The sequence below is a fragment of the Streptomyces sporangiiformans genome, assembly GCF_005768555.2.
Lineage (GTDB): Bacteria > Actinomycetota > Actinomycetes > Streptomycetales > Streptomycetaceae > Streptomyces > Streptomyces sporangiiformans.
Window position 1 is genome coordinate 103556 of record NZ_VCHX02000144.1, and the last position, 20523, is coordinate 124078.

Here is a 20523-nt window from a genome sequence, read left to right on the forward strand (position 1 = left end):
GAGGGTGCATTCGGCTTCCGAAGGCGAGGGGCCGACGCTGCCGTTGCATTCCCACTCACCTCCTGTTCATTCCCGTTCGAGTCGAGGATGGCCGGAGCTGTGTCCCGGATACCCCCGTGTCCGCAGCTTCGCCCCCTCGGGTCCGAGCGGGCGTACTCGGGCTTCTTCCGCGGGCGCACCCGGGCGTACGAGTCGGCGTACGCGGGGCGTACTCAGACGTATTCCGTCGGAATCACCGCTTCCCCGCGGGACAGCTGGAGCGCCGACATCGGCAGGTTCGCGCGGACCGCGGCGTGCCGGTCGCGTACGGCGTCGAGGGGCTCCCGGGCGATGACCTGGCCGCCTTTTATGAGCTCGACCAGCAGCTGACGGTCGGCGAGCTCCGCGGGGACGGCTCCCGTGCCGATCACCTCGGCCTGAGCGGTCCCGTCCTCGTCGAGCCGCCGGGCGGCCCACTTGCGGCCGCCGATGGACGTCTTGCCGCCCGTCGACTTCTTCGCCACCGGCACGAGCGGAGCCTTCGGGTCCGCCGACTCGGCACGGGCCACGAGCTTGTAGACCATCGAGCACGTCGGATGGCCGGATCCCGTCACCAGCTGGGTGCCCACGCCGTACGCGTCCACGGGCGCCGCGGCCAGCGAGGCGATCGCGTACTCGTCGAGGTCCGAGGTCACGATGATCTTCGTGTCAGTGGCGCCCAGCTCGTCCAGCTGCTGCCGCACCCGGTGCGCCACGAGCAGCAGGTCACCGGAGTCGATGCGCACCGCTCCGAGTTCGGGCCCGGCGATCTCGACGGCGCTCCGGACCGCTTCGGCGACGTCGTACGTGTCGACGAGCAGCGTCGTGCCGCGGCCGAGCGAGTTCACCTGGGCCTGGAAGGCGTCCCGCTCGCTGTCGTGCAGCAACGTGAAGGCGTGGGCGCTGGTGCCGACGGTCGGGATGCCGTAGCGGAAGCCCGCGGCCAGGTCCGAGGTGGTCGTGAAGCCGCCGACGTACGCCGCGCGCGAGGCTGCCACGGCGGCCAGCTCGTGTGTGCGGCGGGCGCCCATCTCGATCAGCGGCCGGGTGCCGGCGGCCGAGGCCATCCGGGAGGCGGCGGCCGCGATCGCCGAGTCGTGGTTGAGGATCGAAAGGATCACGGTCTCCAGGAGCACGCACTCCGCGAACGAGCCCTCCACGCGCAGGATCGGCGACCCCGGGAAGTAGACCTCACCCTCCGGGTAGCCCCAGACGTCGCCGCTGAAGCGGTACGAGGCCAGCCACTCGAGGGTGGGCTCGTCCACGACGGCGCGCTGACGCAGGAAGCCGAGCACGCCCGAGTCGAACCGGAAGTTCTCGACGGCGTCCAGCACCCGTCCGGTCCCCGCGACCACTCCGTAGCGGCGGCCCTCCGGCAGCCGGCGCGTGAAGACCTCGAAGACCGAGCGCCGGTCGGCGGTCCCGCCCTTCAGGGCGGCCTGCAGCATGGTCAGCTCGTAGTGGTCCGTGAAGAGCGCTGTCGACGGGACGTCCACGGGCAGTCCCAGGTCCGTTGCGTTCACTCAAGGTCTCCTAGCGATCACGCGTGGGGCGCCCCCGCTGTCGGCGGAGGCCCGGGGAGTCGGCCCCGGGGATGGCAGCATGGCAAGAATGCTACCCCCCATCTCGTCACTCTGACGATAGTGGGTCCGTTTGGCCGGGTACCCCTCACAGGTGGCAGCATGGGCCTTGTGACGGCTCCCGCACCCCTAGAGATCGAAAAGACCGAGTCGGCCGAGGAGGTCTCCGCCGTACCTGAGCCGGATGTCCCTTGGGTGACCATCGTCCACAACGACCCGGTCAACCTCATGAGCTACGTGACGTACGTCTTCCAGACGTACTTCGGCTACTCCAAGGACAAGGCCACCAAGCTCATGCTCGACGTCCACCACAAGGGCCGTGCGGTCGTCTCCAGTGGGACCCGCGAGGAGATGGAGCGAGACGTGCAGGCCATGCACGGCTACGGTCTGTGGGCCACCCTCCAGCAGGACCGGAAATAGCGGGCGACGGCCCGCAGGACCGGAAAACAACCGGCAACCGCGAGCAGTACCGGAAGTAGCGAACTCACTCCATGCCAGGACAATTCGAACCGCTCCCCGGCGGCGGCGCGGCCGTCGCTCTCGACGAGGTCGAGATCTCGATCATCCGCTCGCTCGCCGTCCAGCTCCTGGAGCTGATCGGCCCGGGGCCCGCGGAGGACGCCGGCGACGATCCGCTCGCCGAACTGTTCGCGGAGGGGCCGAGCGAGCCGCCCTCCGACCCCGTACTGCAGCGCCTCTTCCCGGACGCCTACAGCGGCCCCGAGGTCGAGGCCACCTCGCCCGAACAGGTGGAGGAGCAGCGCGCCTACTCCGCGGAGTTCCGCCGCTTCACCGAGAACGATCTGCGCGCGGGCAAGCGTGAGAACGCCCTCGCCGTGATCCGCTCCCTGGACGCGCTGACCGTCGAGGGCGGGGGAGGGGGCGAGGGCGGGGCCAGTGCCGTCCTCAAGCTGTCCGAGGAGGACGCGAAGCAGTGGCTCGGTGCCCTCAACGACCTGCGCCTGGCGATCGGCTCCCGGCTCGACGTCGTCGACGAGGAGGACACCGACCTCCTTTACCGGCTGCCGGACGAGGATCCGCGCAAGCCGATGGTGATGGCGTACCTGTGGCTGGGCGGACTCCAGGAGACGCTCGTCGAGACAATCATGCAGTGAGGGCGGCCGGCGTCCGTCACCGGGCGCGTTCATCACACGACATGCGGAGCGGGCCCCGTCGCAGAGTGCGACGGGGCCCGCTCGGTGCGTACGGTCCGCTCAGTTGACCAGAGCGGTGATGCAGCCGGTCGCCCCCGCGCCGACAGCCTGCTTGGAGACCTTGCTCGCCAGCTCCTTGTTGAAGCGGCCGACGACGAGCTGGATTGCGGCAGCAACGGAAGCGTTGACGAGGCACTTCTTGGTCTTCTTGCTCATCTTGAGGCCCTTGATGAGCAGTTCGCAGGATTCCTTGTCGCCGTAGTAGCACTTGCCGGCGGCGATGTCCTGCCAGGTGTCGATCTTCGGAGTGTTTATCGCCTTCGAGGACGCCGGACCGCTCTCCTGCGCCTGCGTCTGGGCAACTGCCGGTGTGGCGCCCAGGGCGAGCGAGCCGAGAACGGCGACGGAAACGAGCTTGAGCCTCATTGATTCCCCTTGAGTTGCTTGCTCTGCGCGAGCGCCCCGGTGGTTGGTCGGCCACCGCATCGCGGGCTCTCACGGGGAAGAACGCTATAGATCTTGGAGGGGCGGAGGCCATCGAATTGATCAAGATCTGAGCTTTTCGTTCGCGCTCGCGAACGAATCGCCTGTGTTCGCTCATGTCGGGCACGTTCGCTCAGGAGGCGCTCAAATCCGAATAACGATCATGTCACCGCCGTGGTCGGCTTCGAGGGCTGAAGGGAACTTTGTCCTCTCCTCCTCGTGTCGTGCGTCACGTTTCCCGTGTCCGACCGCCGATGCTGCCGTGATAGATCTTCACGACCGCCCGACGGGACACCACCCATGTCCGGTCGGGTGCGCCACCGGAGCCGGCGGATCGCCGGTCAGGCACACGCTCCATCTATCCGGGGGGATCGCGACCCGATCCGAAGTCGCACGGACGGCTCGGATCGGCATGGAGAAAGGCGTACCAACATGACCTCGTCGCAGGTCGACGAGCAGCACGACGGCAGTGAGGCCCTGGGTGGCGACGCCCCCGCAGAGGGGTACCAGCGCGGACTCAACGGTCGTCAGGTCCAGATGATCGCCATCGGCGGCGCCATCGGTACCGGTCTGTTCTACGGATCCAGCACCAGCATCGCGAACATCGGCCCCAGTCTGATCGCCTGCTACGCGATCGCTGGCGTCGTGATCTTCTTCATCATGCGGGCCCTGGGTGAACTGCTCACCTACCGTCCGACCTCGGGCAGCTTCGCCGACTACGCCCGTGAGTTCTTCGGCCCCTTCGCGGGCTTCGTCACGGGCTGGTCGTACTGGGCGCTGTGGGTCACCGCGTGCATGTCCGAGGTGACCGCGGCCGGCCACTACATCAACTACTGGTGGCCCTCCGTGCCCGTCTGGACGACCGCCGCCGTCGCGCTGGTCGTGCTCTTCGCCGCGAACCTGGTCTCGGTCAAGATCTTCGGCGAGCTGGAGTTCTGGTTCTCGACGATCAAGGTCACCGCGATCATCGCGATGATCGTCATCGGGATCGGCATCCTCACCTTCGGCTTCTCCTCCGTCGGTGACACCGCCTCCGTCAGCCACCTGTGGGCGGACGGCGGCTTCGCGCCCAACGGGGCCTGGCAGGCCATGCTCGCCATGCAGGGCGTCATCTTCGCCTACCTCGGCGTCGAGCTGGTCGGTATCACCGCGGGAGAGGCCGAGAACCCCAAGCAGACCCTCCGCAAGGCGATCAACACGCTCCCGGTCCGCATCGGCATCTTCTACGTCGGCTCGCTGATCGTCATCCTGTCCGTCTACAGCTGGACGAAGTACTCCCCGGGTGTCAGCCCCTTCGTGCAGGTCTTCGCGGCGGTCGGCATCCCCGGCGCCGCGGGGATCATGAACTTCGTGATCCTGACCGCGGCGCTGTCCTCCTGCAACTCGGGCATCTACTCCACCGGCCGCATGCTGCGCGGCCTGGCCGTCAACGGCGAGGCCCCCAAGGCGGCCGCGAGGCTCAGCGGCCGTCGGCTTCCCCTGCCCGCGCTGGTCGCCTCCGCGCTCGTCATGGGCATCGGCGTGATCGTCAACATCGTCTCGCCGGACAAGGCGTTCCTGTACATCACCTCGGTCGCCACCTGCGCCGGACTGTGGACCTGGGCCATGATCCTCTCCGCCCACCTGCGCTACCGCGCCAAGGTCCGCGACGGACTCCTCCCGGCTGCGGACTTCCGGATGCCCGGCGCCCCGGTCACGAACTGGATCGCCCTCGCCGCGCTCGCCTCCGTCGTCGGCCTGATGGCGTCCGACGGCGACACCCGGCTCGGCCTGTATGTGTTCGCCGTCTGGCTCGTGGTCCTCGCCATCGGCTACCGGCTGTCCCACCGCAAGGCTCCGTCGGACAGGGACCTGGCGCTCGACCGCAAGTAAGCACCTGCGGAGGGCCCGCACAGGTTCCTGTGGAGGGCCCGCACCGGAACGGGAGACCGCCGGGCGGGCCCTTCGCATGGCCTTTCGTATCCTTGCCGCATGTCGCTCACCATCACCCGGGCCCTGCACGACCAGATCGTCGCCCACGCCCGCCAGGACCACCCCGACGAAGCGTGCGGTGTCATCGCGGGCCCGGCCGGCTCCGGCCGTCCCGAGCGCTTCATTCCGATGCTGAACGCCGCCCGCTCGCCCACGTTCTACGAGTTCGACTCGGGCGATCTCCTCAAGCTCTACCGGGAGATGGACGACCGCGACGAGGAACCGGTCGTCATCTACCACTCCCACACGGCGACCGAGGCGTACCCGTCCCGCACGGACATCTCGTACGCGAACGAGCCGGGCGCCCACTACGTACTGGTGTCGACGGCGGACACGGACGGGCTGGGCGACTTCCAGTTCCGCTCGTACCGGATCGTGGAGGGAGAGGTGACGGAGGAGGAGGTCAAGGTTGTGGAGACCTACTGAATCTCACCTGTCGGTCGAAACGCGTCCACCATGTGGAATCACACTCCGGGGGGCCCAGGGGGAATCGATACGATGACCCCATGGTTTCCCATGACGTGAGCGAGAAGACGCCGGGCATGCTGCTCGTGGCGCGGCTGCACGTCGACCTGTGCAGGCTGAACAGCGCCCTCTGTCCGTGCTGACCCCTGCCGCCGTACGGCCGTGAGCCGCGGCGCAGACCCGCGTAACACCACCACGCAATTCCGCGCTGCCGCGCGCCCACTGACTGACTTCTCCCGACAGGAGCCCGCAACCATGGCCATCGAGGTCCGCATCCCCACCATCCTCCGCACCTACACCGGCGGCCAGAAGGCCGTCGAGGGTGGCGGGAAGACCCTCGCCGAGCTCTTCGCCGACCTCGACACCCGCCACACGGGCATCCAGTCCCGCATCGTGGACGAGGCCGCCGGGGGCGAGCTGCGCCGCTTCGTGAACGTGTACCTCAACGACGAAGACGTCCGCTTCCTCGACGGCATCAACACCAAGCTCACCGACGGTGACAACGTGACGATCCTGCCGGCCGTGGCCGGCGGGATGGCCTGATCGGGCCGCTGATCTCTGATGCGCTATGACTCCCCGCTCGCAGCGGTCGGCAACACGCCCCTGGTGCGCCTGCCGCGGCTCTCGCCGTCCGCCGACGTACGGATCTGGGCGAAGCTCGAGGACCGCAACCCGACCGGCTCGGTCAAGGACCGCCCCGCGCTGTACATGATCGAGCAGGCGGAGAAGGACGGCCGTCTGACGCCGGGCTGCACGATCCTGGAGCCGACGAGCGGCAACACGGGCATCTCCCTGGCGATGGCGGCCAAGCTCAAGGGCTACCGCATCGTCTGCGTCATGCCCGAGAACACCTCGCAGGAGCGCCGGGACCTGCTCGCCATGTGGGGCGCCGAGATCATCTCGTCCCCGGCGGCGGGCGGCTCCAACACGGCCGTACGGGTCGCCAAGGAGATCTCCGCCGAGCACCCGGACTGGGTGATGCTCTACCAGTACGGCAACCCGGACAACGCGGGCGCCCACTACGCCACGACGGGTCCCGAGATCCTCGCCGACCTCCCCTCGATCACCCACTTCGTGGCGGGTCTGGGCACGACGGGCACGCTGATGGGCGTCGGCCGGTACCTGCGCGAGCACAAGCCCGACGTGAAGATCGTCGCGGCCGAACCGCGGTACGACGATCTGGTGTACGGCCTGCGCAACCTGGACGAGGGCTTCGTACCCGAGCTGTACGACGCCTCCGTCCTGACCACCCGCTTCTCCGTCGGCTCCGCCGACGCGGTGACGCGCACGCGTGAGCTGCTGCAGCAGGAGGGGATCTTCGCGGGCGTCTCCACGGGGGCGGCGCTGCACGCCGCGATCGGGGTGGGCAGGAAGGCGGTCCAGGCCGGCGAGCCGGCCGACATTGTCTTCGTCGTCGCCGACGGCGGCTGGAAGTATCTGTCGACGGGTGTCTACACGGCACAGACGACGGAGGCGGCCATCGAGACGCTGCAGGGCCAACTCTGGGCCTAGGGGGCTTTTCTTCGCCCCCGCCGCCCCTACCCATTCCCATCCCGTTCCTGGGGGCTGCGCCCCCAGACCCCCGCTATCGGCCTTGCGGCCTCGTCCTCAAACGCCGGGCGGGCTGAAAATCAGCCCCTCCGGCGTTTGAGGAGCGGGGGTCCGGGGGCTGGCCCCCGGGGACGGGGTCTGGGGCGGAGCCCCAGGGATGGGTATGGGTAGGGGCGGCGGGGGCGAAAAAATGTCGCCCCCCTCCCACACACCCCCGAACCGGTGACACCGCAGGTGAGTTCCCCCACAACGACCTCTCCCCGAGGAGCGACCCACCCTTTTGCGCCTTACGCTCGACGGACCGCACGACCCCCGTCTACTTTTCCGCCAGCGGAGGTTTCTGCTCTATGAAGCTCACCGTCGTCGGCTGCTCGGGGTCGTTCCCGTCCGCGGAATCGGCCTGCTCGAGCTACCTCGTCGAGGCCGACGGCTTCCGGCTGCTCCTCGACATGGGCAACGGCGCCCTTGGCGAGCTGCAGCGCCACTGCGGTCTCTACGACCTCGACGCGATCTACCTCAGCCACCTGCACGCCGACCACTGCATCGACATGTGCGCTTATTTCGTGGCGCGTTACTACCGACACGAGGGCGGCCGCTGTCCCCCCATCCCGGTCTACGGACCCGAGGGCACCGAGCACCGCCTGACCACCGCGTACGCCGACACCCCCAGCGCCTCCTCCATGAGCGAGGTCTTCGACTTCCACACGGTCAAGCCCGGCTCCTTCGAGATCGGCCCGTTCTCCGTGCACACGGAGAAGGTGAGCCACCCCGTGGAGGCGTACGGCATCCGCCTCGAGCACGGCGGCCGGGTACTGACGTACTCCGGGGACACGGGCGTGTGCGACGCGCTCGACGAACTCGCCCGGGACGCGGACCTGTTCCTGTGTGAGGCCGCGTTCACGTACGGCAAGGAGAACATCCCCGACCTGCACCTCAACGGCCGCGAGGCGGGCGAGACCGCCACCCGTGCCGGTGCCCGCCGCCTCGTCCTCACCCACATCCCGCCGTGGACGGACCCTCAGGCGAACCTGACGGACGCGCGCGAGACGTTCGCGGGACCGGTGGACGTGGCGGCGCCCCGGCAGACGTACGAGATCTAGGCCCGAAGGTCGGCACGAAGGCCGGCCCGACGGCCGGTGGTACGCACGCGAAGGCCCCCTCAGCCGAGTGGCTGAGGGGGCCTTTACCGCGGGGAGGGCGGGATCACGCCTTGGTCAGGTCCTCGACCTCCTCCTCGGGCTCGCGGCCCGGGGTGGTGAGGTTGAACTTGACGATGGCGAACCGGAAGAGGGTGTAGTAGATCGCGCCGAAGACCAGGCCTATCGGGATGATCATCCATGGCTTGGTCGCGAGGTTCCAGTTCAGGAAGTAGTCGATCGCGCCGGCCGAGAAGGTGAAGCCCGCGTGCACGCCGAGCGCCCAGGTGATGGCCATGGACAGGGCGGTGAGCACCGCGTGGATCGCGTACAGCACCGGGGCGATGAACATGAACGCGAACTCGATCGGCTCGGTCACACCGGTGACGAACGAGGTCAGTGCGACGGAGAGCATGAGACCGGTCACGGCCTTGCGGCGCTCGGGGCGGGCGGTGTGCGCGATGGCCAGGGCGGCGGCCGGCAGACCGAACATCATGATCGGGAAGAAGCCCGACATGAACTGTCCGGCGGTCGGGTCACCGGCGAAGAAGCGGTTCAGGTCGCCGTGCACGATCTCGCCCGCGGAGTTCTTGAAGTCGCCGATCTGGAACCACGAGACGGAGTTCACGAACTGGTGCATGCCGACCGGGATCAGCGCACGGTTGATCAGACCGAACAGGCCCGCGCCGACGGCACCCAGGCCGGTGACCCATGTGCCGAGGTCGGAGATGACCTCACCGATCGGCTCCCAGACCAGACCGAAGAAGACGCCCATGAAGGTGCCGACGAAGGCCATCAGGATCGGGACCAGACGGCGGCCGTTGAAGAAGCCGAGCCAGTCGACCAGCTTGGTGCGGTGGAACTTCTGCCACAGCACCGCGGACAGCAGACCCATGACGATGCCGCCGAGGACACCGGGGTTGTTGTAGGTCGCGGCTATGTCCGCGCCGTTCTGGACCTTGGCCTCGGTGACCGGGAAGGCCTTCAGTACATTGCTGTAGACAAGGAAGCCGACCAGGGCGGCGAGTGCGGTGGAGCCGTCCGACTTCTTGGCGAAGCCGATCGCGACGCCGACGCAGAAGAGCAGCGGCAGGTTGTCGAATACGGCGCCGCCGGCGGTGGCGAAGACGGACGCGACCTTGGGCCAGCCGAGTCCGTCGGCGCCGAACACGTCGGCTTGACCGAGGCGCAGCAGGATGCCCGCCGCCGGAAGCACGGCGATGGGGAGCTGCAGGCTGCGGCCGATCTTCTGCAGGCCCTGGAACAGGCCGGATCCCCACTTCTTTGCGGGGACCGCCGTGGCTGTGGCGGTGCTCATGGTGCCTCCAATGGGCGGGCATGGTCTAAACCACTCAGTGGTGTAGACCATGTTGTAGCACGGTGAAGGCCAGATAAGGAACCCGTCAATTTGTCGCCTGGATATACAGGGCAAATTGCTAACTTCCCACCCAAATCCACCTATCGCACAGGACGACCTGAGTACCCGTTACCGTCATAAACGCGTCAACTTCCTTGCCGGGGTGGCTCCTTGTGCCGCGCGCCGGTCCACCCGCCCCCGCGGTTCGCGCCGACCGGATTGTCCTGTAGTGGTCTGCGGGTTTCGCACTCGGCGCTGTGTGGTGTAGACCAGTGTCGTGAGGATGTGCTGTCGCGGACCCGCGGTCAGCCGCGTCCCGGCCCCGAGAACGCGTCCTTTGGCATCAGGGAGAAGAAATGGCCACCAAGGCTGAGAAGATCGTCGCCGGACTCGGCGGCATTGACAACATCGAAGAGGTCGAAGGCTGCATCACGCGCCTGCGTACCGAGGTCGTCGATGCGGCTCTGGTCGACGAGGCCGCCCTGAAGGCCGCCGGCGCCCACGGCGTCGTCAAGATGGGCAATGCGATCCAGGTCGTCATCGGCACGGACGCCGACCCGATCGCGGCAGACATCGAGGACATGATGTGAGCGCCTGACCTCGCACAACGGGTCGGGGCCCCGGGGGCTCCCGACCTCCCGGGCTCACTGCCGGGCGGCCGCTTCCGTCACCGGAGGCGGCCCCTCCCCTCTGTGCGGCTAGGCTCGTCGGCATGTCTCGAATCGACGGCCGCACGCCCGAACAGCTCCGCCCCCTCACCATCGAGCGCGGCTGGAGCAAGCACGCCGAGGGCTCCGTCCTCATCTCCTTCGGCGACACGAAGGTCTTCTGCACCGCCTCCGTCACCGAGGGCGTCCCGCGCTGGCGCAAGGGCAGCGGTGAGGGCTGGGTCACCGCCGAATACTCCATGCTGCCCCGCGCCACCAACACCCGCGGCGACCGCGAGTCCGTCCGCGGCAAGATCGGCGGCCGCACCCACGAGATCAGCCGCCTCATCGGCCGCTCCCTGCGCGCGGTCATCGACTACAAGGCGCTGGGTGAGAACACCATCGTCCTCGACTGCGACGTCCTCCAGGCCGACGGCGGCACCCGCACCGCCGCGATCACCGGCGCGTACGTGGCACTCGCCGACGCCGTCTCCTGGGCCCGCGGCAAGAAGCTCATCAAGGCCGGCCGCCAGCCGCTCACCGGCACGGTCTCGGCCGTCTCCGTGGGCATCGTCGACGGCGTTCCCCTGCTCGATCTCTGTTACGAGGAAGACGTGCGCGCCGAGACCGACATGAACGTCGTCTGCACCGGTGACGGACGCTTCGTCGAGGTCCAGGGCACGGCGGAGGCCGAGCCCTTCTCCCGCGAGGAGCTCAACTCCCTGCTCGACCTCGCCGTTTCGGGCTGCGCGGAACTCGCTGTCGCGCAGGCCAAGGCCCTTGATACCGTCCTCGAAAGGTAAAGGGAGCACCAAGAGGAGCCGCTCTACCGCGGGCAACCAAGGCACCGGTCCTCGCGTCCCTAGCAGTACGGGCGTACAGCACACCGCTGTGCGCCCTCCGTACCAAACGGGGCCCTTGGGGCCTGAGCAACGGGAGGACCGTTCCATGGCCACGAGCCGCCGCCGACTCGGACGCCGCAGTACCGCCATCGCCGCCACCGCGGCCGCCGTCGCTCTGACGGCCGGGCTGACCACTGGCTGCGATGCCGTCAACAAGGCGCTGGACTGCGTCCAGACCGCCGACGCCATCGCCGACAGCGTCACCGAGCTCCAGCAGGCCGTCGAGAACGCGTCGAACGACCCGACGCAGGCCGACGAAGCCCTCGACTCCATCGACAAGAACCTCGACAAGATCGGTGACAAGACCGACGACACGGACGTCAACAAGGCGGTCGACGACCTCCAGAGTGCCGTCACCAACGTCCGCGAAGCCATCAAGAACGGCGACAAGACGCCCGACATCAGCCCGGTGACGGACGCGGCGGGCGAACTGACGAAGGTCTGCACGCCCTGAGCACGCCCTGACGGTGGCTGATCCGTCCGCGCGGGCGGCCAGTGGGGGCGGGGCGCTGGATGCTGAGGTACTGGGAGCGCTGATCAGGAGCCGCGCTCCCTTCCGGTGACTAGGGTGAGAACCATGACCCGCCTGATCCTCGCCACCCGCAACCACGGAAAGATCACAGAGCTGAAGGCGATCCTCGCCGCCGCAGGTCTCAGCCACGACCTCGTCGGCGCGGACGCCTACCCAGACGCTCCCGACGTCAAGGAAACCGGCGTCACCTTCGCCGAGAACGCCCTGCTGAAGGCCCACGCCCTCGCCCAGGTCACCGGCCTGCCGGCCGTCGCCGACGACTCGGGCCTCTGTGTCGACGTCCTCGGCGGCGCCCCCGGCATCTTCTCCGCCCGCTGGTCCGGCTCCCACGGCGACGACCGAGCGAACCTCGCGCTCCTTCTCGACCAGCTGAGCGACGTCCCCGACGAACACCGCGCCGCCCACTTCGCCTGCGCCGCCGCCCTCGCCCTCCCGGACGGCACGGAACGCGTCGTCGAGGGCCGTCTGCGCGGCACCCTCCGCAGTGAACCCGCCGGCGCCAACGGCTTCGGCTACGACCCGATCCTCCAGCCCGACGGCGACACCCGCACCTGCGCGGAGATGACACCGGAGGAGAAGAACGCGATCAGTCACCGGGGCAAGGCGTTCCGGGAGCTGGTGCCGGTGGTGCGGGAACTGCTGGGCTGAGGCCCGGACTTGGGATGCCTCGCCGGGTACGCCGAAGGCCCGCCTCGGCGCTGTGGGCGAGACGGGCCCTGGACGGTGCTCACAAGTGCGGCCGGGGGGATTCGAACCCCCACGGGTGTTACCCCACTGGGACCTAAACCCAGCGTGACTGCCAATTCCACCACGGCCGCCTGCCGTCCGGTCATGCTACTGGCCGGACGGTCCGTGGCGGACCTCAGATTCCGAGATCCTTGATGATCTTGGCGACATGGCCGGTCGCCTTCACGTTGTAGAGCGCCCGTTCCACCTTGCCCTCCTCGTCCACGACCACCGTGGAGCGGATGACGCCCACGACCGTCTTGCCGTAGAGCTTCTTCTCGCCGAAGGCACCGTAGGACTCCAGGACCGTCTTGTCGGGGTCGCCAAGCAACGTGACCTTGAGGGACTCCTTCTCACGGAACTTGGCGAGTTTCTCCGGCTTGTCGGGGGAGATGCCGATGACGTCGTAACCGGCGCCCGCCAGGAGATCCAGGTTGTCCGTGAAGTCGCAGGCCTGCTTGGTGCAGCCGGGGGTCAGGGCGGCCGGGTAGAAGTAGACGATGACCTTGCGGCCCTTGTGGCCGGCCAGGGAGACCTCGTTGCCGTCGGCGTCGGGCAGGGTGAAGGCGGGGGCGGTGTCGCCGGGCTGGAGTCGCTCGCTCATCTCGGTTCGGTCTCCTCGCGGGGTTTGTGGATACGACCCGAGCGTAATGGGGGTGCCGGGCGGTGTGCGCCGAGCTGAGCTGACAGACTGTCGACCAGAGAAAACGACCACGATCACCACGACCACGGAGGCAGCGCGTGTCGGATACGTCGAGCACGCCGGACACCAGGACTCCGGCGCAGATCGAGGCGGACATAAAGCGCCGTCGCGAGACTCTCGCCGAGACGCTCGACGAGATCGGGGTGCGGGTGCACCCGAAGACGATCGTCGGCGATGCGAAGGCCAGGGTCGTCTCCAACATCGACCACACGCTCGGCCGCGCCTACGTCGGCGTGAACCGGGCGGTCAGCGATGTGAAGCGGCAGCTGGTGACCGAGGAGGGCGCGCCGCGGCTGGAGCGCATCGTGCCCGTGGCCGTCGTGGTGGTCGGGCTCGTGGGACTGCTGGCCCTCGGCTCCCGGCGGCGCAAGGGCTGACTGACCTCACCCCGACCCCGCCCGCGTACGTTTCGCGCAAAGCCAGGTAGGTTCAATGACGTGAGTGAGAACACCCATCACGACAAGCTGCCCATCCGGATGCTGCACGACCGCGTACTCGTGCGCCAGGACACCAATGAGGGCGAGCGCCGTTCCGGCGGTGGCATCCTGATCCCCGCGACGGCCGCCGTCGGCCGGCGCCTCGCGTGGGCCGAGGTCGTCGCGGTCGGGCAGAACGTACGAACCGTGGAGCCGGGCGACCGCGTCCTGTACGACCCGGAGGACCGCGCCGAGGTCGAGGTCCGGGGAGTCCCGTACGTGCTCATGCGCGAACGTGACCTGCACGCCGTGGCGGCGGACCGGTTCGAGGGCTCCGAGGACTCGACGGGCCTGTATCTGTAGCCGCACGTAGACGTAGACGTAGTCCTGGACGTGATCGTAGACGTCGTGAGAGGGGCCGGTGACGGCAGTCGCCGGCCCCTCTCGTCCGCTGTCGTCCGGCCCGTCCGCCGTAGACCGGGCCCGGCTATCTGACGGGCCCGCCTCCCTCCGCCATGTCCGCGGTTCCGCCGCCGTCCGCCGTGCCGCCGCCCGTGGCCGTCGTGTCGTCGCCGCCCGTGGTCGACGTACCTCCGTCGGTCGTGCCGCCGCCCGTCGTGGTCCCCCCGTCCGCCGTGCCGCCGGTCGTGGTCCCGTCATCGGGCTGCCCCGGCGTCTGCCCCGGTGTCTGTCCCGGCGTCTGCTCCGGAGGCAGGCCCGGGGTCTCCTCGGCGCCGGTGGTCGCGCCGTCGTCGGGCGTCTCGTCGGTCGCACCGCCGTCGTCCTGGCCGCCCATGTCCGGCGGAGCAAAGGAGGGTACGTCCGTCGGGAGCTCGGGTACCTCCGCGCCCTCCTGCAGCAACAGGTCGAAGTCCTGGACCTCGGTGCCCTCGAGGGCCTCCCTGGTGTACTGGGCCCAGATCTGCGCCGGGTAGCCGCCGCCGTTGATGCGGGGCTGGCCGAGCGCGTTGTACAGCGGGGTGTGGGCGCCCGATTCCGGGTCCTGGCCCATGATGGCGACGACGGTGGCGAGGTTCGGGGTGTAGCCGGCGAACCAGGCCGCCTTGTCCTCCTCCGCGGTGCCGGTCTTGCCCGCCGCGGGCCGGCCCGCGGCCTGCGCCGCCGTGCCAGTGCCGCCGTCCACGACGCTCTGGAGGATGGACGTCGTGGTGTCGGCGGCCTCGCGGCTGACGGCCTGCCTGACGTTGGTGTCCCGCGAGGGCAGCGTGACGGCGTCCCGTGTGCCGTCCTTGGTGATCTCCGAGACGAGCGTGTACGCACCGTGCTTGCCGTGGTTCGCGAGCGTCGCGTACGCCTTCGCCATGTCGAGGACGCTGGCGGTGGCCGGACCGAGCGCGATGGAGGGGGAGGCGTTCAGGTCGGGAGTGGCGGACGGGATGCCCAGGTTCAGCGCCGTCTGCCTGACGTTCTCGGCGCCGACGTCCACGGCCATCTGCGCGTACACCGAGTTCACGGAGCTGTCGGTGGCGGCGCGGACCGAGATCGGGCCGTACGAGGTGTTGTCCTCGTTCTCGGGTGCGTACGCGCCGCCGTCCCAGCCCTCCACGGGCCGCTTGTTCGTGCCGTCGTAGACGGTGTTCGGCGTGATGGGGCGGCCGTCCTGCGTGGTCGAGCCGTTCTGCACGGCGGAGGTGAACACGAACGGCTTGAAGGTGGAGCCGACCTGGTAGTCGCGGCGCGTGGCGTTGTTGACGTACTGCTTCGTGTAGTCGATGCCGCCGTACATCGCGACGACCTTGCCGGTGGCCGGGTCGATGGAGACGCCGCCCGCGCGGACGTTCCGGTCGATCTTGCGGTTCTTCTTGTCGAGCTGGTCCATCACCTGGTCGTCTACGGCCTTGATGAAGGCGTCCTGCTTGTCCTTCTGGATCGTCGTGGTGATGCGGTAGCCGCCGGTGGCGAGGGTGTCCTCGTCGATGATCTCGTTGCCGGTCAGATAGTCCTTGACGGCCTGCACGAGATAGCCGCGCTGCCCGGACATCCCCGCCGAGCCCTTGGCCTCGTCGGGCGTAGGGAACTTGAGGCCCGCCCGCTCCGAGGGGCTCAGCCACTTCTTCTTGACCATGCCGTCGAGTACGTAGTTCCAGCGGTCCATCGCCGCGGGCTTGTTCTCGGGGTGCGCGATCACGTCGTACTCGCTCGGGGCGTTGAGCAGCGCCGCGAGGTACGCGCCCTGGGCGGCCGTGAGGTCCTTGGCGTCGGTGCCGTAGTAGGCCTGGGCGGCGGACTGGATGCCGTAGGCGTTGCGCCCGAAGTAGCTGGTGTTCAGATAGCCCTCGAGGATGTGGCCCTTGCTCACTTCGCGGTCGAGCTTGATGGAGATGAAGAACTCCTTCACCTTCCGCGTGACCGTCTGCTCCTGCGCCAGGTAGTAGTTCTTCACATACTGCTGGGTGATCGTCGAACCGGACTGCTTGCCCTTGCCGGTGGCGGTGTTCCACGCGGCGCGGATCATCGCCTTCGGGTCGACGGCCGACTCGGAGTAGAAGTCCCGGTCCTCGGCGGCGAGCACGGCGTGCTGGGTGGCCTTGTCGATCTGGGCGAGCGTCACGTTCTCCCGGTTGACCTCCCCGTCGCGGGCGAGCTGGCTGCCGTCCGCGTACAGGTAGACGTTGCTCTGCTTGGTCGCGGCCGCGTTCGCCGCCGGGATCTCGACGAGGAAATAGCCGAGCGCGAAGAGGCCGATCAGCAGCAGGAGCCCGCAGAGGAAACTGCCGAGCACCATCCGCCAGGTCGGGACGAGACGGCGCCAGCCGGTGCGCTTGGGGCGCTTGGGGTTCTTGGGATTCACGGGCCCGTCGTCCGGCTCGCCCAGCGTGCCCCGCTCGTCCGGTGTCGCCGTGAGCGTCACCGTGAGTTCCGGTCGGGGGCCGGGTTCCGGTCCAGGTTCCCGCGGTGCCCAGCCCTCGCTCGGCTGCTGCGGCTGCGGCTGGTCGTTCATGTCGTGCCGGACTCCCGTTTCGCCTCATACGTTGCCGTACGTCTCGTACGCGTTCTGCGTCCCCCTTGAAGACTGTCGCATTCCACGTTCCGTTCCCGACATGTGGCACGCGTCGCGCGGAAAAATGCCTGGCACATGGCATGCCCGCATGGCTAGGCTCCTGCGCTTTGGCTCGGAACGGCTGAAGGGAGCCTGTCGTGGGGACAGGGCGGTTGTACGCGGCCGTCGCGGTTCGGGCGTTCAGGCGGTACGCGACCTATCGAGTGGCCACCGCGGCAGGGGTGTTCACCAACACCGTCTTCGGGCTGATCCTGGCGTATACGTACATCGCGCTGTGGGACGAGAAGCCGCACCTCGGCGGGTACGACCAGGCGCAGGCGCTGACGTATGTGTGGCTCGCGCAGGGGCTGCACGCGGCGGTCGCGGCGATGGGCGGCGGCTTCGAGGACGAGCTGATCGAGCGGATCCGTACCGGCGACATCGCGATCGACCTGTACCGGCCCGCGGATCTGCAGGCGTGGTGGCTGGCGACGGACGTCGGGCGAGCCGCCTTCCAGCTGGTGGGGCGTGGCGTGGTGCCGATGGCGTTCGGGGCGCTCGTCTTCGAGTTGGCGCTCCCGGCGGACCCGGCGACCTGGCTGGCGTTCCTGGTCGCCGTCGCGCTCGGCGTTGCCGTGAGCTTCGCGATCCGCTACATCGTGGCGATGATGACGTTCTGGTTCCTGGACGGAGCGGGCGTGCAGCAACTCGCCACTCTGGTGGGGATCTTCTTCTCCGGGATGCTGCTGCCGCTGAACATCTTCCCGGGAGCGCTCGGCGAACTGGGCCGTGTGCTGCCCTGGTCGGCACTGATCCAGGCACCCGCGGACGTGCTGCTCGGCGAGCGCACGGGATCCGGCCTGCTGAGTACGTACGCCTTCCAGGCCGCGTGGGCCGTCGGGCTGCTCGCGGTGGGACGCCTGGTCCAGCTGGCGGCGACACGCAGGGTGGTGGTCCAGGGTGGTTGAGACCTCGCGCGCCGGTGAGACATCCCGTGTCGGTGAGACCTCACGCGTGGCTGAGCCCTCGCGCCTGGCGGACGGGCTGCGCGCCTACCGGCTGATCGCCGCCATGTGGATCCGCTCCACGATGGCGTACCGCGCCTCCTTCGCGATGACGGTCGTCGGGCAGTTCGTGGGGACCGGGCTCGACTTCGCGGCGATTCTGCTGATGTTCTCGCAGGTCGACGCGCTCGGCGGCTACACGCTGCCCGAGGTGGCTTTCCTGTACGGCCTCTCGGGCGCCGCGTTCGGGCTCGCCGACCTCGTGATCGGTTCGACGGACAAGCTCGGACGGCGGGTGCGCGACGGCACGCTCGACACGCTGCTCGTGCGGCCCGCGCCGGTGCTGGCGCAGGTCGCGGCGGACCGGTTCGCGCTGCGCCGCGTGGGCCGGATCACCCAGGGGCTGCTCGTCCTCGGCTACGCGCTCGTCTCGCTCGACATCTCCTGGACCCCGCTCAAGGCGCTGATGATCCCGGCGATGATGCTCAGCGGGGCCGGGATCTTCGCGGCCGTGTTCGTGGCGGGGGCCGCCTTTCAGTTCGTGGCGCAGGACGCGTCCGAGGTACAGAACTCCTTCACGTTCGGCGGTACCACGCTGCTCCAGTACCCGCCGAGCATCTTCGCGCAGGACCTGGTGCGAGGGGTGACCTTCGTGCTGCCGCTGGCCTTCGTCAACTGGCTGCCCGCGCTGTATGTGCTGGGGCGGCCGTATCCGCTCGACCTGCCGGAGTGGGTCGCCTTCCTGCCGCCGCTGGTGGCGGTGGCCTGCTGCGCGCTCGCGGGAATGGCGTGGCGTGTGGGTCTTCGTTCGTACCGGAGTACGGGTAGTTAGGGGAGTTGGTTCGTGGACACCGAACTGGATGCCGAGACGGACAGCGCGTCGGACAGGGAGTTCATTCGTCTCGACCGGGTCGAGAAGGTCTTCGACGTACGGAAGAAGACCGGCTTCCTGCGCAGTGAGCGGCACGAGGTGCGGGCGGTCGACTCGATCTCCTTCACCGTGCCGCGCGGCGAGATGGTCGGCTACATCGGGCCGAACGGCGCGGGCAAGTCCACCACCATCAAGATGCTGACGGGCATTCTGACGCCGAGCGGCGGCCGGCTGCGGGTGGCGGGCATCGACCCCTCCCGCGAGCGCACACGCCTCGCGCGGCGGATCGGGGTGGTGTTCGGGCAGCGTACGACGCTGTGGTGGGACCTTCCGCTGATCGACTCGTACCGGCTGATGCACCGCATGTACCGGATCCCGGACGCCCGTTACCGCGAGAACCTCGACCGGTGTGTCGAACTCCTCGAACTGGGCCCCCTGTTGGACGTTCCCGTCCGCCAGCTCTCGCTCGGGCAGCGGATGCGCGGGGACATCGCGGCGGCGCTGCTGCACGATCCGGAGGTGCTGTACCTCGACGAGCCGACGATCGGGCTCGATGTGATCTCGAAGGTCAAGGTGCGGGAGTTCCTACGGGACCTGAACGCGGAGCGTTCGACGACGGTGCTGCTCACCACCCACGACCTCTCGGACATCGAGCAGCTGTGCCGCCGTGTGATGGTCATCGACCACGGGCGGCTGGTGTACGACGGCCCGCTCTCCGGGCTGCACGAGATCGGCGCCGGCGAGCGGACGCTGGTGGTGGACCTGGAGCGGGAACTTCCACCCATCGACGTCGACCTGGCGCGCGTGGTGAAGGTGGAGGGGCCGCGGCAGTGGCTCGCCTTCCCGGCCTCGGACTCGGCGGCGCCGCTCGTGGCGCGGATCGCGGCCGAGTATCCGCTGGTGGACCTGTCGGTGCGAGAACCGGACATCGAGGCGGTCATCAGTCGCATGTACGCGGAGAAGGCAACCTCGTAGGCTTCATGACATGACGGATCCTGAGCCTTCCCGGGGGACGCCTCCCGGATCCCCGAGCCCGGAACTGCGGGCTTCGGACGCCGACCGTGAGCAAGTCGCCGAGGTGCTGAGGGACGCCCTCGCGGAGGGACGCCTCGACATGGAGGAGTTCGGGGAACGGCTCGACGCGACGTACAAGGCCCGTACGTACGGGGAGCTGGTGCCGATCACCCGCGATCTGCCCGTGGCCGGCGCCCCGGCGCCCGCCGTGTCGATGATCAAAGGGCCTGCCGAGACCCGCGGCGACTGGGCGGGCCGGATCGTCGGCGGGGAGCCCTCGTCCCAGTGGGGCGTCGCGATCATGTCGGGGTTCGAGCGCAAGGGGCGCTGGAGGGTGCCCAGGCGGTTCAACTCCTTCGCGTTCTGGGGCGGCGGCGTCATCGACCTGCGTGAGGCGGACTTCGTGGACCACGAGGTCGTCATCAACTGCGTCGCGATCATGGGCGGCATGCAGGTCGTCGTACCGCCCGGCGTCGAGGTCGTCGTGCGCGGCCTCGGCGTCATGGGCGGCTTCGACCACCGTGAGGAGGGCGTGCGCGGCGAGCCCGGCGCCCCCCGCGTGATCGTGACGGGCTTCGCCTTCTGGGGCGGCGTCGGTGTGGAACGCAAGCTGACCAGGGCCGAGCGGCAGCGCCAGAAGGAGGAGCGCCGCCAGGAGAAGCTGGAGCGCAGGGCGGCCCGCCAGGAGGAACTGGAGGCCTCCCGGCGCGAGGCCCTGGAGGGCCGCTCTCCCCACCAGGACGCCCTGGGCCAGGCGCACGACATTCACCGTGACGCCATGGAGCAGCACCGGGAGCTGCTCCGGAAGCAGCGGGAGGACCGCGACGCACGCCGCCAGGCGCGGCACGAGGAACGCGACGAGCGGCGCGACGAACGCGAGGAGCGCCGGCAGAACCGCCGCCACCGGGACTAGGGCCTGTCCGGCGGATCATGCCGGGGCCGCGGGGTCTGGCACGCACATCTGCGGCGTTGTCGTCAGTCGCCGACTCCCC

23 protein-coding genes and 1 tRNA gene are annotated in these 20523 nt (G+C 68.9%); 18 read left to right on the forward strand and 6 right to left on the reverse strand.

Annotated elements, in window-relative coordinates; translation table 11 throughout:
- Positions 1 to 212: 212 nt before the first annotated feature.
- Positions 213 to 1541 carry a nicotinate phosphoribosyltransferase gene (locus FGD71_RS21675; RefSeq protein WP_119102147.1) on the reverse strand — a complete coding sequence of 443 codons (1329 nt, stop codon included), beginning with the start codon at positions 1539 to 1541 and terminating at the stop codon, positions 213 to 215.
- 159 nt (positions 1542 to 1700) lie between these two features.
- Between FGD71_RS21675 and clpS the strand changes: the two genes are divergently transcribed.
- Together clpS and FGD71_RS21685 are read left to right on the forward strand one after the other, a co-directional pair.
- A complete protein-coding gene (clpS, locus tag FGD71_RS21680; protein ID WP_119102148.1) occupies positions 1701 to 2018 on the forward strand; it encodes an ATP-dependent Clp protease adapter ClpS in 318 nt (105 codons plus the stop codon).
- Positions 2019 to 2089: 71 nt separating this feature from the next.
- Positions 2090 to 2713 (forward strand): DUF2017 domain-containing protein, encoded by a 624-nt coding sequence (locus FGD71_RS21685; RefSeq protein WP_119102149.1) that lies wholly within the window; start codon positions 2090 to 2092, stop codon positions 2711 to 2713.
- Between the two features lie 99 nt (positions 2714 to 2812).
- Here the strand turns inward: FGD71_RS21685 and FGD71_RS21690 are convergent, their stop codons facing one another.
- Positions 2813 to 3178, reverse strand: coding sequence for a hypothetical protein (locus FGD71_RS21690; RefSeq protein ID WP_119102150.1), 366 nt, complete (start codon positions 3176 to 3178; stop codon positions 2813 to 2815).
- A 489-nt stretch (positions 3179 to 3667) separates the two neighbouring features.
- Here FGD71_RS21690 and FGD71_RS21695 point away from each other — a divergent pair, with 489 nt between their 5' ends.
- The 6 genes from FGD71_RS21695 (at position 3668) to FGD71_RS21720 (ending at position 8322) form a co-directional block, all read left to right on the forward strand.
- Positions 3668 to 5107 (forward strand): amino acid permease, encoded by a 1440-nt coding sequence (locus FGD71_RS21695; protein WP_119102151.1) that lies wholly within the window; start codon positions 3668 to 3670, stop codon positions 5105 to 5107.
- 99 nt (positions 5108 to 5206) lie between these two features.
- Entirely contained in the window at positions 5207 to 5632 is a 426-nt protein-coding gene (locus tag FGD71_RS21700) for a M67 family metallopeptidase (RefSeq protein WP_119102152.1), read from the forward strand.
- An 80-nt stretch (positions 5633 to 5712) separates the two neighbouring features.
- Positions 5713 to 5814, forward strand: a complete 102-nt coding sequence (locus FGD71_RS49945; protein WP_338120073.1) for a putative leader peptide — start codon at positions 5713 to 5715, stop codon at positions 5812 to 5814.
- Between the two features lie 112 nt (positions 5815 to 5926).
- Positions 5927 to 6214 (forward strand): MoaD/ThiS family protein, encoded by a 288-nt coding sequence (locus FGD71_RS21710; RefSeq protein ID WP_119102154.1) that lies wholly within the window; start codon positions 5927 to 5929, stop codon positions 6212 to 6214.
- 18 nt (positions 6215 to 6232) lie between these two features.
- Positions 6233 to 7183, forward strand: a complete 951-nt coding sequence (locus FGD71_RS21715; RefSeq protein ID WP_119102155.1) for a PLP-dependent cysteine synthase family protein — start codon at positions 6233 to 6235, stop codon at positions 7181 to 7183.
- 386 nt (positions 7184 to 7569) lie between these two features.
- The gene (locus FGD71_RS21720) at positions 7570 to 8322 is read left to right on the forward strand and encodes an MBL fold metallo-hydrolase (protein WP_119102156.1); all 753 of its coding nucleotides are present in this window, start codon (positions 7570 to 7572) and stop codon (positions 8320 to 8322) included.
- 103 nt (positions 8323 to 8425) lie between these two features.
- On the opposite strand, the gene FGD71_RS21725 is transcribed toward FGD71_RS21720, so the two are convergent.
- Positions 8426 to 9676: a PTS transporter subunit EIIC gene (locus tag FGD71_RS21725; protein ID WP_119102157.1), complete on the reverse strand. Its 1251-nt coding sequence runs from the start codon at positions 9674 to 9676 to the stop codon at positions 8426 to 8428.
- A gap of 395 nt (positions 9677 to 10071) precedes the next feature.
- Here FGD71_RS21725 and FGD71_RS21730 point away from each other — a divergent pair, with 395 nt between their 5' ends.
- From FGD71_RS21730 to rdgB, 4 genes are all read left to right on the forward strand, one after another.
- Positions 10072 to 10305, forward strand: a complete 234-nt coding sequence (locus tag FGD71_RS21730) for a PTS sugar transporter subunit IIB (RefSeq protein WP_119102158.1) — start codon at positions 10072 to 10074, stop codon at positions 10303 to 10305.
- A gap of 122 nt (positions 10306 to 10427) precedes the next feature.
- Complete coding sequence (gene rph, locus FGD71_RS21735; RefSeq protein ID WP_119102159.1) at positions 10428 to 11165, forward strand: ribonuclease PH; 738 nt, start codon at positions 10428 to 10430, stop codon at positions 11163 to 11165.
- Positions 11166 to 11310: 145 nt separating this feature from the next.
- Complete coding sequence (locus FGD71_RS21740; protein WP_119102160.1) at positions 11311 to 11718, forward strand: hypothetical protein; 408 nt, start codon at positions 11311 to 11313, stop codon at positions 11716 to 11718.
- Positions 11719 to 11841: 123 nt separating this feature from the next.
- Positions 11842 to 12444, forward strand: coding sequence for an RdgB/HAM1 family non-canonical purine NTP pyrophosphatase (gene rdgB, locus FGD71_RS21745; RefSeq protein ID WP_119102161.1), 603 nt, complete (start codon positions 11842 to 11844; stop codon positions 12442 to 12444).
- 86 nt (positions 12445 to 12530) lie between these two features.
- On the opposite strand, the gene FGD71_RS21750 is transcribed toward rdgB, so the two are convergent.
- Positions 12531 to 12614 (reverse strand) — tRNA-Leu (locus FGD71_RS21750).
- 44 nt (positions 12615 to 12658) lie between these two features.
- Positions 12659 to 13126, reverse strand: a complete 468-nt coding sequence (gene bcp / locus FGD71_RS21755) for a thioredoxin-dependent thiol peroxidase (protein WP_119102162.1) — start codon at positions 13124 to 13126, stop codon at positions 12659 to 12661.
- Positions 13127 to 13263: 137 nt separating this feature from the next.
- On the opposite strand from bcp, the gene FGD71_RS21760 reads away from it, so the two are divergent.
- Together FGD71_RS21760 and FGD71_RS21765 are read left to right on the forward strand one after the other, a co-directional pair.
- Positions 13264 to 13602, forward strand: coding sequence for a DUF3618 domain-containing protein (locus FGD71_RS21760; RefSeq protein ID WP_119102163.1), 339 nt, complete (start codon positions 13264 to 13266; stop codon positions 13600 to 13602).
- Between the two features lie 60 nt (positions 13603 to 13662).
- On the forward strand, positions 13663 to 14004 hold the full coding sequence (locus FGD71_RS21765; RefSeq protein WP_162931191.1) for a GroES family chaperonin: 342 nt from the start codon (positions 13663 to 13665) through the stop codon (positions 14002 to 14004).
- A gap of 124 nt (positions 14005 to 14128) precedes the next feature.
- Here FGD71_RS21765 and FGD71_RS21770 read toward each other — a convergent pair whose 3' ends face one another.
- A complete protein-coding gene (locus FGD71_RS21770; protein WP_119102164.1) occupies positions 14129 to 16603 on the reverse strand; it encodes a transglycosylase domain-containing protein in 2475 nt (824 codons plus the stop codon).
- A 197-nt stretch (positions 16604 to 16800) separates the two neighbouring features.
- Between FGD71_RS21770 and FGD71_RS21775 the strand changes: the two genes are divergently transcribed.
- The 4 genes from FGD71_RS21775 (at position 16801) to FGD71_RS21790 (ending at position 20444) form a co-directional block, all read left to right on the forward strand.
- Entirely contained in the window at positions 16801 to 17610 is an 810-nt protein-coding gene (locus tag FGD71_RS21775) for an ABC transporter permease (RefSeq protein WP_119102165.1), read from the forward strand.
- Positions 17611 to 17713: 103 nt separating this feature from the next.
- Positions 17714 to 18478 (forward strand): ABC transporter permease, encoded by a 765-nt coding sequence (locus FGD71_RS21780; protein ID WP_119102175.1) that lies wholly within the window; start codon positions 17714 to 17716, stop codon positions 18476 to 18478.
- 12 nt (positions 18479 to 18490) lie between these two features.
- The gene (locus FGD71_RS21785) at positions 18491 to 19492 is read left to right on the forward strand and encodes an ABC transporter ATP-binding protein (protein ID WP_240436701.1); all 1002 of its coding nucleotides are present in this window, start codon (positions 18491 to 18493) and stop codon (positions 19490 to 19492) included.
- 10 nt (positions 19493 to 19502) lie between these two features.
- On the forward strand, positions 19503 to 20444 hold the full coding sequence (locus tag FGD71_RS21790; RefSeq protein WP_119102166.1) for a DUF1707 SHOCT-like domain-containing protein: 942 nt from the start codon (positions 19503 to 19505) through the stop codon (positions 20442 to 20444).
- The last annotated feature ends 79 nt before the right edge of the window (positions 20445 to 20523 follow it).

Bases quoted from the DNA above. Each gene is read 5' to 3' on its own strand.
- bcp (WP_119102162.1), bottom strand. From the start codon at position 13,126: ATGAGCGAGCGACTCCAGCCCGGCGACACCGCCCCCGCCTTCACCCTG.
- FGD71_RS21685 (WP_119102149.1), top strand. From the start codon at position 2,090: ATGCCAGGACAATTCGAACCGCTCCCCGGCGGCGGCGCGGCCGTCGCT.
- FGD71_RS21725 (WP_119102157.1), bottom strand. From the start codon at position 9,676: ATGAGCACCGCCACAGCCACGGCGGTCCCCGCAAAGAAGTGGGGATCC.
- FGD71_RS21720 (WP_119102156.1), top strand. From the start codon at position 7,570: ATGAAGCTCACCGTCGTCGGCTGCTCGGGGTCGTTCCCGTCCGCGGAA.
- FGD71_RS21715 (WP_119102155.1), top strand. From the start codon at position 6,233: ATGCGCTATGACTCCCCGCTCGCAGCGGTCGGCAACACGCCCCTGGTG.
- rdgB (WP_119102161.1), top strand. From the start codon at position 11,842: ATGACCCGCCTGATCCTCGCCACCCGCAACCACGGAAAGATCACAGAG.
- FGD71_RS21710 (WP_119102154.1), top strand. From the start codon at position 5,927: ATGGCCATCGAGGTCCGCATCCCCACCATCCTCCGCACCTACACCGGC.
- FGD71_RS21700 (WP_119102152.1), top strand. From the start codon at position 5,207: ATGTCGCTCACCATCACCCGGGCCCTGCACGACCAGATCGTCGCCCAC.
- FGD71_RS21695 (WP_119102151.1), top strand. From the start codon at position 3,668: ATGACCTCGTCGCAGGTCGACGAGCAGCACGACGGCAGTGAGGCCCTG.
- rph (WP_119102159.1), top strand. From the start codon at position 10,428: ATGTCTCGAATCGACGGCCGCACGCCCGAACAGCTCCGCCCCCTCACC.
- FGD71_RS21780 (WP_119102175.1), top strand. From the start codon at position 17,714: ATGTGGATCCGCTCCACGATGGCGTACCGCGCCTCCTTCGCGATGACG.
- FGD71_RS21770 (WP_119102164.1), bottom strand. From the start codon at position 16,603: ATGAACGACCAGCCGCAGCCGCAGCAGCCGAGCGAGGGCTGGGCACCG.
- clpS (WP_119102148.1), top strand. From the start codon at position 1,701: ATGGGCCTTGTGACGGCTCCCGCACCCCTAGAGATCGAAAAGACCGAG.
- FGD71_RS21730 (WP_119102158.1), top strand. From the start codon at position 10,072: ATGGCCACCAAGGCTGAGAAGATCGTCGCCGGACTCGGCGGCATTGAC.
- FGD71_RS21740 (WP_119102160.1), top strand. From the start codon at position 11,311: ATGGCCACGAGCCGCCGCCGACTCGGACGCCGCAGTACCGCCATCGCC.
- FGD71_RS49945 (WP_338120073.1), top strand. From the start codon at position 5,713: ATGGTTTCCCATGACGTGAGCGAGAAGACGCCGGGCATGCTGCTCGTG.
- FGD71_RS21690 (WP_119102150.1), bottom strand. From the start codon at position 3,178: ATGAGGCTCAAGCTCGTTTCCGTCGCCGTTCTCGGCTCGCTCGCCCTG.
- FGD71_RS21790 (WP_119102166.1), top strand. From the start codon at position 19,503: ATGACGGATCCTGAGCCTTCCCGGGGGACGCCTCCCGGATCCCCGAGC.